This is a genomic window from Labrys neptuniae (assembly GCF_040797145.1).
Lineage (GTDB): Bacteria > Pseudomonadota > Alphaproteobacteria > Rhizobiales > Labraceae > Labrys > Labrys neptuniae.
In genome coordinates this window covers 52,139-62,353 of sequence record NZ_JBFNQD010000026.1, presented here as the reverse complement: position 1 = coordinate 62,353, position 10,215 = coordinate 52,139, and the positions used below count along the sequence as shown (strand labels likewise).

Below are 10,215 nucleotides of genomic sequence, written 5' to 3'. Positions count from 1 at the left end.
CGCGAGGCCTCGATCTCCTTGGGGTCTTCCTCGCTCTCGTCGCGCAGCGCCACGATGTCGGGATGGCGGTAGAGGGCGTTGGAATCAAAGCCCATCTTGGCATCCAGGCATTTGAGCTGGCCGTCCTTGGTGACGATCAGGGGATTGATCTCCAGGAGCGCCATGTCCTTGGCCACGAAGGCGGTGTAGAGCCTGGTGGTCAGGCTCACCGCCTGCTTGGCCAGGTCGCCCGAGAGCCCGAGCGCCTTGGCCACCGCCAGGCCGTGATGGTTCATCACCCCGGTGGCCGGATCGACCGAGAAGGTCACGATCTTCTCCGGCGTCTCATGGGCCACCTTCTCGATGTCCATGCCGCCCTCGGTGGAGACCACGAAGGCGACCCGGCTGGTCTCGCGGTCGACCAGCACCGAGAGGTAGAACTCCTTTTCGATGTCGGAGCCGTCCTCGACATAGAGGCGGTTGACCTGCTTGCCGGCCGGGCCGGTCTGCACCGTCACCAGCGTGTTGCCCAGCATCTCCTGCGCATGGGCACGCACGTCCTCGATCGACTTGGCAAGCCGCACCCCGCCCTTGGCATCGGCAGGCAGTTCCTTGAACTTGCCCTTGCCGCGCCCGCCCGCATGGATCTGCGACTTCACCACGTAAAGCGGACCGGGGAGCTCCTTGGCCCCCTTCACCGCTTCCTCGACCGTCAAGGCCGGGACGCCCTTCGACACGGGCAGGCCGAATTCCTTCAGGACCGCCTTTGCCTGGTATTCATGAATGTTCATGGCCAGTAGCTCCAGATTGGCTAAAGCGTTTCGGGATTTGATGAAATCTCCCCAAATCCCAAAGACGCGTTTTCGTTCGAACGCGCTTGCTCTGGGGATCAGGCGAGCGAGGGAGCGATGGTCTTGCAGGCGTCGACCAGGGTCTTCACCGCATTGACCGACTTCTCGAAGCCGGCCCGCTCTTCCTTGTCGAGCTGGATCTCGACGATGCGCTCGACGCCGCCGGCGCCGAGGACGACGGGCACGCCGACATAGAGGTCGTTGACGCCATACTGGCCGGTGAGATGCGCGGCGCAGGGCAGCACGCGCTTCTTGTCCCTGAGATAGCTCTCGGCCATCACGATGGCAGAGGCGGCCGGCGCATAGAAGGCCGAGCCGGTCTTCAGGAGGTTGACGATCTCGGCGCCGCCGTCACGGGTGCGCTGCACGATCTCGGCAAGGCGCGCTTCCGTGATCCAGCCCATCTTGATGAGGTCGGGCAGCGGGATGCCGGCCACCGTGGAATAGCGCACGGAGGGAACCATGGTGTCACCATGGCCGCCGAGCACAAAGGCGGTGACGTCTTCCACAGAGACGTTGAACTCGTCGGCCAGGAAGTGGCGGAAGCGCGAGGAGTCGAGCACGCCGGCCATGCCGACGACCTTGTTGGCCGGCAGGCCGCAGGACTTCTGCAGCGCCCAGACCATGGCGTCGAGCGGATTGGTGATGCAGATGACGAAAGCGTCCGGGGCATATTTGGCGATTCCGGCGCCGACCTGCTCCATCACCTTGAGGTTGATGGTGAGGAGATCGTCACGGCTCATGCCGGGCTTGCGCGGCACGCCGGCAGTGACGATCACCACATCGGCGCCCTTGATGCCTTCGTAGCTCTGGGTGCCGGCAAGCTTGACGTCGAAGCCGTCGACCGGGGCAGCCTCGGCGATGTCGAGGGCCTTGCCCTGCGGTACGCCTTCCATCACGTCGAAGAGCACGATATCGCCCAGTTCTTTCAGACCGGCCAGAAGAGCCAGCGTGCCACCGATCTGTCCCGCCCCGATAAGAGCGATCTTGCTACGTGCCATAACGTAATGTCCCTGAGATTGTAGCCAAAGGTGAGTTTCGTTCCCCACCTCCGATAGCCCCTTTGGAAGCAGGGTTCAAGCGATAGGCGATCCCAGGTTGAAACGCCTGTCGCCCCGCGCTCTCAAGATGCATAGATCTACAAGATAATCATTTCCAATCAATGACATATCAGATATGGGCACATTCCTCTCCAAACAAGTTATGGGCCAAAAATTGAGATTACATATTTCAAATTTTGTAACATGTAACATGGTTCATGAGATTTTCCTCTGAATCAACCGCCTACCCTTCCAGGTAGGCTACTTCCGCTCAGAGGAGGCCATGCCGGCATCGCCCCGGTCTCGGCTTGCCGCCTTTCACTGCCAGGCAATATGCACGGCACCGTGACAGGCGACGCCGGCCGGGCTACAAGGCGGCCACAAATTTGGAGAATCCGATGCGTCCTTCCCGCCGCGCTTTCGATGAGCTGCGCCCCGTTTCGATCGAGCGCAACGTCGCCCGCTATGCCGAAGGCTCCTGCCTGATCAAATTCGGCGAAACCCATGTGCTGTGCACCGCCAGCCTCGAGGACAAGCCTCCGTCCTGGCTGCGCGGCACCGGCAAGGGCTGGGTTACGGCCGAATATGCCATGCTGCCGCGCGCCACGCATGAGCGCACGCGCCGCGAATCCTCCTCCGGCAAGCCATCCGGCCGTACCCAGGAGATCCAGCGCCTGGTCGGACGTTCGCTGCGTGCCGTGGTCGACCTGGTGCGTCTGGGCGAGAAGCAGATCACCATCGATTGCGACGTGCTGCAGGCCGATGGCGGCACCCGTACCGCCTCGATCACCGGCGGCTTCGTGGCCCTGCAGGAATGCGTGAAGTGGATGATGGAGCGCAAGATGCTCACCGTCAGCCCGATCAAGGACCATGTCGCCGCGATTTCCTGCGGCATCTCGAAGGGAACGGCGGTGCTCGACCTCGATTATGTCGAGGATTCGGAAGCGATGACCGATGCCAATTTCGTAATGACGGGCTCGGGCGGCCTCGTCGAGATCCAAGGCACGGCCGAGGGGGCACCCTTCAGCCAGGAACAGTTCCTGGAGATGCTGACATTGGCCCGCAAGGGTATCGGCGAGTTGGTCGAGTTGCAGAAGCAGGCGGTGGCGTGATGGGCCGCCGCCTCGCCGGCAAGCTGGTGCTTGCCACGCACAACAACGGCAAGCTCTCCGAGTTCAAGGCGTTGATGGCGCCCTATGGCGTGGATGTCGTCTCCGTCGGCCAGCTCGGCCTGCCCGTGCCGGAGGAGACCGGCACGACCTTCGTCGAGAATGCCCGCATCAAGGCGCTCGCCGCCCTCGAAGCCACCGGCCTGCCGGCCATCGCCGACGATTCAGGCTTGTGCATCGAGGCCCTGGACGGGGCGCCCGGCGTCTACACGGCGGACTGGTCCGGTCCGACCCGCGACTGGGACATCGCCATGCAGAGGGCCCAAGACGAGTTGCTCGCCGTCGGCGCAACCGAGCCGGCACAACGGCGCGGCAGTTTCGTCTCCGTTCTCAGCGTGGTCTGGCCCGACGGTCATTCCGAGACTTTCGAAGGGCGGGCCGACGGCACCCTGGTCTGGCCGACCCGCGGCGAACACGGGCATGGCTATGACCCGATGTTCCAGCCCGAGGGCTCGGACAAGACCTTCGCCGAGATGACGGAAGCGCAGAAGAACACCGTCTCCCACCGCGCCCGCTCCTTCCAGAAGCTGGCAGAGGCCTGCCTGAAGGATTGACGGCAACATCGGGCGGAATCACCCTTCCGTAAGCGCCTGCCGGAATGCCTCAAAGGCCGGCGACGCCTCGCCTCTGCGCCGGACGAGCAGTGTTTCGATCTGTCCGAGGCGATGGGTCTGTACCTCGCTTCCGCCCGGCAGGAGATCGAGCACGGAACGCGGCATGACGCCGACGGCGTTGCCGGTCGAGACCGCCGCCAGCATGGCATGGTAGGAGGCCAGCTCCTGCACGCGCAGCCTCCTGGCGCCGCGCGCCCAATGCTCGGCTACGGCCCGGTAGGTACAGCCCGGCTCGAGGGCGGCAAGGCTGTCGACCCTGAGGTCGGCAGCCTTGGCAATCGGCGGATGGCCGGGTGGCAGCACGATCAGCAGATCCTCGGTGAAGACACGTTCGCCTTCGAGCCGCCCGGCATCATAGCCGGTGTCGATCCCCTCGATGGGCGGCTGCCCGATCAGGGCGCAATCGAGCTCATGCGCGAGCAGCCGGCGGATCAGGCCCTTCGTGCCGCCGGTGATCAGTTGCAGCGATACGGCGGGCCAGGCGGCGTGGAATTTCGCCAGCACCGGCGGCAGGCGGCTCGCAGCCGTGCTCTCCATCGCCCCCACCCGGAAGGATCCGGCTGGCCCCGATGGCTTCAGCGCGCCGCGGGCTTCGTCCGCCAGGGCGATCAGGCGATTGGCATAGGTGAGAAAGACCTGTCCTTCCCGGGTCAGACGCATGCGCTTGCCGTTCCGGCTGAACAGCGCCACGCCCAGTTCCTGCTCGAGCTGCCGGACCCGTGTGGTCACGTTGGAGGGCACCCGTCCCAAACGGTTCGAAGCCCGGGTAACGCTCTGCTCGTCGGCAACGGCAAGGAAGATATCGAGGGAGGATAGATCCAATTTAGTTCTCTTTTTGAGAATAAAAAAACAGTTATCATTTTCAAAAATGAAATGATAGGCCTGTCTCCAGTTTAGTTCTCGCCCTGGAGCGGCGAGGCCAACCAAGGAGAACGGCGATGTGGCCCGACCAGCGCATTCAGGAGCTCTTCGGCATCGAGATCCCCATCATCCAGGCGCCGATGGCAGGCCCCTGCCATTATGAGATGGTGATCGAGGTCAGCGAGGCAGGCGGGCTCGGCTCCCTGCCCTGCGCCACACTGACGCCCGAACAGGTCCGCACCGAACTCGGCCTCATCCGCCAGCAGATCACGAAGCCGTTCAGCGTCAACTTCTTCAGCCACACTTCGCCGACGCCCGACCCGGCCCGCGAGGCCGGCTGGCGCAAACGGCTCGAACCCTATTACCGCGAGGTGGGTATCGATGCAGTCGCGCCGATTCCAAGCTCGAACCGGGCTCCCTTCGACGACGAGCTCTGCACCATCGTCGAGGAGTTCAGGCCCCCGATCGTCAGCTTCCATTTCGGCCTGCCCGAAAAAACCCTGCTCGACCGCGTAAGGGCCACGGGTGCCAAGGTCCTCTCCTCCGCCACCACGGTCGACGAGGCACGCTGGCTCGAGGATCATGGCTGTGACGCCATCATCGCCCAGGGTTTCGAAGCGGGCGGCCATCGCGGCGTCTTCCTCACCGACGACATCGCTACCCAGATCGGTACCTTCGCCCTGGTGCCGCAAGTGGTGGATGCCGTGAAGGTACCGGTGATCGCAACGGGGAGCATCACCGACGCTCGCGGCATCGTTGCGGCCTTCGCCTTGGGCGCCGCTGCGGTGCAGATCGGCACTGCCTATATGTTCACGCCACAGGCACGCATGCCTGCCCCGCATGCCGCCGCCCTGCGCAGCCCCGATGCCGACAAGACCGCCCTCACCAACCTGTTCACGGGGCGGCCAGCCCGTGGCATCGTCAATCGCCTGATGCGCGAAGTCGGCCCGATATCGGAACTCGCTCCCGCCTTCCCGCTCGCCGGCGGAGCATTGGCGCCGCTGCGGGCCAAAACCGAGCCGCAGGGCTCCGGCGACTTCATGTCGCTATGGTCCGGCCAGGCCGCGCGCCTGGGTCGGGATGCATCTTCGGCGGGCGAATTGACGAAGCGCCTGGCGGCGGAAGCGCTGGCCAAGCTGGGGAGATGATGGAGCGCGGACTTCCAGTCCGCTCTTCCTTCCCAGCCGTTGCGTTTCCAAGAGCGGGCTGGAAGCCCGCGCTCCAAATCACTCCGCAGCCATCGCCATGGCCGGCATCAGCCAGAGATCGAGGAAGCCGTGCAGCCATTGCTGCATGCCCGGATCATATTGCCAGCGGCCGGAGAATTGCTGCTCGCGATCCTGCGCGCCGGGCAGCTTGAAGCTCTCCTCGCTTCCGGTCGTCCAGCGGTTCATCATCAGATAGGTGACTTCGGGATGGAACTGCAGGCCATAGGCCGCGCGACCGCAGGCGAAGGCCTGGTTGGCAAAGGTTGAGCCAGTGGCAAGCAGCCGCGTGCCGCGCACATGCTCCGAACCTTCATTGTGCCAATGATAGACATGGCTCGGCCAGGACATCAGGGAACGGCCTTCCGCCGTCGGCTCGATCGGCCAATAGCCGATTTCGACCTGGCCGCCCTCATGGCGCGAGACACGGCCGCCAAGATGGCGCGTCAGCATCTGGGCGCCGAGGCAGACACCAAGAAAGGGCTTGTTTTCGTTCAGGGGCACGCCGATCCAGTCGATCTCGCGGCGGATCCAGGCCTCCTGGTCGTTCACGCTCATCGGCCCGCCGAAAATCACGGCCCCGGCATGGTCGCGCATGGTCTCTGGCAGAGGATCGTCGAAACGAGGGCGCCTGATATCGAGTTCATAGCCGCGTTCGATCAGAAAGCGCCCGATCCGCCCGGGCGATGAATGTTCCTGATGCAGAACGATGAGGATCTTTCCCGTCACGATTCGGCCTGTGAAACGATTTCGTAACCATGATGTTACGGAAGTCTTAGCGAAAAGTTAAGCATTGGCGGTGCCGGAAGGCACATTACCTGCACTGCTGGTGCCATTTTGCAGCACTTTGCGTGAAGCAGCCGTGAGCAGGTTGAATTCCGCCACCGGCACGCCGTGATCGCTGGCGGTGCGGACATTGCGGGTCATGTCGGTCATATGCGTGTCGACGACATGGTCGTTATAGACCTGCAGATAGCGGAAATCGCCGATCCGGTGCGGATTGCGGTTGTGGAACTCCTGGCTGAACAGGATGTGGTCCAGCACCTGATAATCGCCGAAATGGATGTGGGTATAGAGTGTGGTTCCCTTGATGTGCATGGCCTGCTGGTCGGAGGCGGCATAGAGATGCAGGTCCCACAGGCGGCGGTTCTTGCGCTGCCAGTCGCCGGGATCGGCCATCAGCGGCTTCAGGCTCTCGGGCAGCGGCTGCTCGCCGCGGATGAGTTCGGTGGTCACGCTGGTGAGTTCGTCATTGAGATCGCCCAGCACCATCACCGGGCGGGGTTCGGTGCCCCGCCCTGCCATCTCCCGCGACAGCATCACTCTCAGCGCCGCGGCCTCGGCGCCGCGCTGCAGCAGCGCCCGCACTACGGCGAGTGCCCGCACGGCCGGATCACGCCGGTCCTCATCCTCCAGCACCACGGGCCGACGCGACTTGAGGTGCACCACATAGACGGTCAGCGGTACGCTGTCGGGCAGCAGCACCTCGGCCCGCAGGACCGGACGCTCGAAGAAGCTGATGCCGACCGGGACGGCCTGCTGGCGCCCGTTCTCGTCGCGCCTGACGGCAAAGCCCTGGCCGAGGCCGGGTGGAAAGGCTGCGATCGATTCGACCTTGAGCACGGGGAGCCGGCTCGCCAGCCCGACCCGCGGCGCATTGAGTGCTCCATCCGGGGTCTTGGGTCCGTCGTCATCGGCGAGCGGCGCATTGACGGTTGCCCCCTGAAGACGCGGCGCCTTCCAGACCGCCTCGCGCAGGGCTTCCTCGTGGAATACTTCCTGGAAGCCGGCGAGATCGACCTGGCCGCGTTCGAGCAGCCCGCCGATGAAAGCGGTCTTGGCTTCATATTCTTCGGGTGAGTAGGGCGGCTGCTCGTGAAAGCGCACGCCGGGCCTCGCCAGCAACTGGGTGTTGAAGGTGGCGACGCGCAGGACGGAGGAGGACATCGGGCTACCCTTGCGAGAGCTTCAATCTCGCAAGGCTGGGGATTCGTGGCAATCCCCGGGGAGGAGACGCGACGGGCTTCTCTACCCTCCCCTGGAGGGGGAGGGTAAGCAGCGCCTACTCCGCCGGCGCGAGTTCCCTGCGGTTGCGGATCGGCCGCCCCGGCGACAGGGCCTGGGCGGCATGCAGGATGGCATTGGCGTCGAGGCCGTGATGGCGATAGAGCTCCTGGATGCTGCCGGTCTGGCCGAAATGCTCGACGCCGAGCGAAGTCACTCGCTGGCCGCGCACGCTGCCGAGCCAGGCCAGGGTGGCCGGATGGCCGTCCAGCACGGTAACGAGGCCGCAATCGCGCGAGAGGGGGCCGAGCAGGCGCTCGATATGGCTCCTGGCCCCGGCATTGCCGCGCTGGCGGGCGCGTTCGGCGGCCGTCCAGCCGGCATTGAGCCGGTCGGCGGAGGTGATGACCAGCAGGCCGGCATCACGGCGGTCTTCGCTCATCAGGCCGATGGCCTCGACCGCTTCGGGCACCACGGCGCCCATGGCCGCCACCACGATCTCGGCATTGGGGCCGGGCGGGCGCAGCCAATAGGCGCCGTTGACGATGTCGGCCGCCAGCGCCGGCGACATCGTGCGCTGCGGCTGGTCGATGGTGCGGGTCGACAGGCGCAGATAGACCGAGCCGCCGGTCTCGTCGCGCAGCCAGGTTGTCTCGTCACGGTCGCCCTCGCCGTCCCGCTGCATATAGTCGAAGGCAAAGCGCATGATCACGGCGAGTTCGTCGACGAAGGCAGGCTCGAAGGCGGCGAGGCCGTCCTGGGCCAGGCCGATCAGCGGCGTGGCGATCGACTGGTGCGCCCCGCCCTCCGGCGCCAGCGTGATGCCCGAGGGCGTCGCCACCACCATGAAGCGGGCATCCTGGTAGCAGGCATAATTGAGGGCATCGAGGCCGCGCTGGATGAAGGGATCATAGAGCGTGCCGATCGGCAGGAGCCTTTCGCCATTGATGGAATGGGACAGGCCCAGCGCCGAGAGCAGGATGAAAAGGTTCATTTCGGCGATGCCGAGTTCGATATGCTGCCCCCCAGGCGAGAAGTCCCAGGCAAAGGTCGAGGGGATCTTCTCCTTCCTGAAGACGTCGGCCAATTCCTCGCGGGCGAACAGGCCGCGCCGGTTGACCCAGCCGCCGAGATTGGTGGAGACGGTGACATCGGGCGCCGTGGTGACGATGCGCTCGGCGACCGGCAGATCGGTCGCGGCAAGGTCGTTGAGGATGATGCCGAAGCCCTGCTGGGTCGACATCGAGGCCGAGGCCCGATAGGGCAGCGTCGCGGGCACCTCGACCTTGGCGGCAGCGAGGCGCCGCCTGCCCTTCTGCACGAAAGGCACCCGGTCGAGCGCCGCCTGCATCGCCTCCGGCGTCAGGTCGAGCCCCTCGAACTTGTCCCATTCATGCCCGGGGCGGATGGCCATGGCCTGCTGCCAGGCCTCCATCTGGGCCGGCGTCATCAGGCCGGCATGGTTGTCCTTGTGGCCCTGGAACGGCAGGCCGAAGCCCTTCACCGTATAGGCGATGAAGCAGGTCGGCCGGTCATGGCGGGCCGCCGCCTCGAAGGCGTCGATGAGGCTGGGCATGTCATGGCCGGCGAGATTGGTCATCAGCGCCGCGAGTTCGGCGTCGGAGCGGGCCTCGATCAACCTGCTGACCTCGCCTTGGTCGCCTATGGCATCGTTGAGGTGGCGACGCCAGACTTTGCCTCCCTCGGCCGCACCACCCTGGTAGCACAGCGCCGCATAGAGCTGGTTGGGGCAGTTGTCGATCCAGTGCCGCAGCACTTCGCCGCCCGGCTCGGCGAAGGCGGCCTCCAGCAGGCGGCCATATTTGAGGATGACGACGTCCCAGCCGAAATTGCGGAAGATCGACTCGAAGCGCTGCCACAGGCCCTCGCGCACCACGGCATCGAGCGACTGGCGGTTGTAGTCGACGATCCACCAGACATTGCGCACGCCCTGCTTCCAGCCCTCCAGCAGGGCCTCGAAGATGTTGCCCTCGTCCATCTCGGCATCGCCGACCAGGGAGATCATCCGCCCTTCCGGCCACTCCCCCCAGCCCTTGGCCTTCACATAGTCCTGCACCAGGGCCGAGAACAGCGTCTGGGCCACGCCCAGCCCCACGGAGCCGGTGGAGAAATCGACGTCGTCGACATCCTTGGTGCGGGAGGGATAGCTCTGGGCTCCCTTGAAGCCGCGGAAATTCTGCAGCTTTTCGAGGCTCTGCAGGCCGAAGAGATAGTTGAGCGCATGGAAGACCGGGGAGGCGTGCGGCTTCACCGCGACGCGATCCTGGGGCCTGAGCACCGCGCCATAGAGCGCCGTCATGATCGTCGCCAGCGAGGCCGAAGACGCCTGGTGGCCGCCGATCTTGAGCCCGTCCTCCTTGGCCCGGAGATGATTGGCATTGTGGATCATCCAGGAGGACAGCCACAGGGCCTTGCGTTCGAGGGCAGCGAGAAAGGGGAGACGGGGATCGGCCATGACGGGATTCCAGGTG

General features: G+C 65.0%; 9 protein-coding genes. 3 read left to right on the top strand and 6 right to left on the bottom strand.

What is annotated here, in order from left to right:
* Together ABXS05_RS33060 and mdh are read right to left on the bottom strand one after the other, a co-directional pair.
* On the bottom strand, positions 1 to 770 hold a 770-nt coding region (locus ABXS05_RS33060; protein WP_367626822.1), incomplete at its 3' end, for an ATP-grasp domain-containing protein.
* A gap of 98 nt (positions 771 to 868) precedes the next feature.
* The gene (gene mdh / locus ABXS05_RS33055) at positions 869 to 1,831 is read right to left on the bottom strand and encodes a malate dehydrogenase (protein ID WP_311944190.1); all 963 of its coding nucleotides are present in this window, start codon (positions 1,829 to 1,831) and stop codon (positions 869 to 871) included.
* 437 nt (positions 1,832 to 2,268) lie between these two features.
* Here mdh and rph point away from each other — a divergent pair, with 437 nt between their 5' ends.
* Together rph and rdgB are read left to right on the top strand one after the other, a co-directional pair.
* Positions 2,269 to 2,982, top strand: coding sequence for a ribonuclease PH (gene rph / locus ABXS05_RS33050; protein ID WP_311944187.1), 714 nt, complete (start codon positions 2,269 to 2,271; stop codon positions 2,980 to 2,982).
* Positions 2,982 to 3,593, top strand: coding sequence for an RdgB/HAM1 family non-canonical purine NTP pyrophosphatase (rdgB, locus tag ABXS05_RS33045; RefSeq protein WP_367626821.1), 612 nt, complete (start codon positions 2,982 to 2,984; stop codon positions 3,591 to 3,593). Before rph ends, rdgB begins: the two co-directional genes overlap by 1 nt.
* A gap of 18 nt (positions 3,594 to 3,611) precedes the next feature.
* Here rdgB and ABXS05_RS33040 read toward each other — a convergent pair whose 3' ends face one another.
* Positions 3,612 to 4,475 carry a LysR substrate-binding domain-containing protein gene (locus ABXS05_RS33040; protein WP_367626820.1) on the bottom strand — a complete coding sequence of 288 codons (864 nt, stop codon included), beginning with the start codon at positions 4,473 to 4,475 and terminating at the stop codon, positions 3,612 to 3,614.
* Positions 4,476 to 4,591: 116 nt separating this feature from the next.
* Here ABXS05_RS33040 and ABXS05_RS33035 point away from each other — a divergent pair, with 116 nt between their 5' ends.
* Entirely contained in the window at positions 4,592 to 5,662 is a 1,071-nt protein-coding gene (locus ABXS05_RS33035) for an NAD(P)H-dependent flavin oxidoreductase (protein ID WP_367626819.1), read from the top strand.
* Positions 5,663 to 5,740: 78 nt separating this feature from the next.
* On the opposite strand, the gene ABXS05_RS33030 is transcribed toward ABXS05_RS33035, so the two are convergent.
* From ABXS05_RS33030 to ABXS05_RS33020, 3 genes are all read right to left on the bottom strand, one after another.
* On the bottom strand, positions 5,741 to 6,448 hold the full coding sequence (locus tag ABXS05_RS33030; RefSeq protein ID WP_367626818.1) for a glutamine amidotransferase: 708 nt from the start codon (positions 6,446 to 6,448) through the stop codon (positions 5,741 to 5,743).
* 57 nt (positions 6,449 to 6,505) lie between these two features.
* Positions 6,506 to 7,666: an endonuclease/exonuclease/phosphatase family protein gene (locus tag ABXS05_RS33025; RefSeq protein ID WP_311944180.1), complete on the bottom strand. Its 1,161-nt coding sequence runs from the start codon at positions 7,664 to 7,666 to the stop codon at positions 6,506 to 6,508.
* A gap of 115 nt (positions 7,667 to 7,781) precedes the next feature.
* Positions 7,782 to 10,199 (bottom strand): thiamine pyrophosphate-binding protein, encoded by a 2,418-nt coding sequence (locus tag ABXS05_RS33020; RefSeq protein WP_367626817.1) that lies wholly within the window; start codon positions 10,197 to 10,199, stop codon positions 7,782 to 7,784.
* Positions 10,200 to 10,215: the final 16 nt, after the last annotated feature.

Coding starts and splice junctions, on each gene's coding strand:
- mdh (WP_311944190.1), bottom strand. CDS start 1,831: ATGGCACGTAGCAAGATCGCTCTTATCGGGGCGGGACAGATCGGTGGC.
- rph (WP_311944187.1), top strand. CDS start 2,269: ATGCGTCCTTCCCGCCGCGCTTTCGATGAGCTGCGCCCCGTTTCGATC.
- rdgB (WP_367626821.1), top strand. CDS start 2,982: ATGGGCCGCCGCCTCGCCGGCAAGCTGGTGCTTGCCACGCACAACAAC.
- ABXS05_RS33035 (WP_367626819.1), top strand. CDS start 4,592: ATGTGGCCCGACCAGCGCATTCAGGAGCTCTTCGGCATCGAGATCCCC.
- ABXS05_RS33025 (WP_311944180.1), bottom strand. CDS start 7,666: ATGTCCTCCTCCGTCCTGCGCGTCGCCACCTTCAACACCCAGTTGCTG.
- ABXS05_RS33020 (WP_367626817.1), bottom strand. CDS start 10,199: ATGGCCGATCCCCGTCTCCCCTTTCTCGCTGCCCTCGAACGCAAGGCC.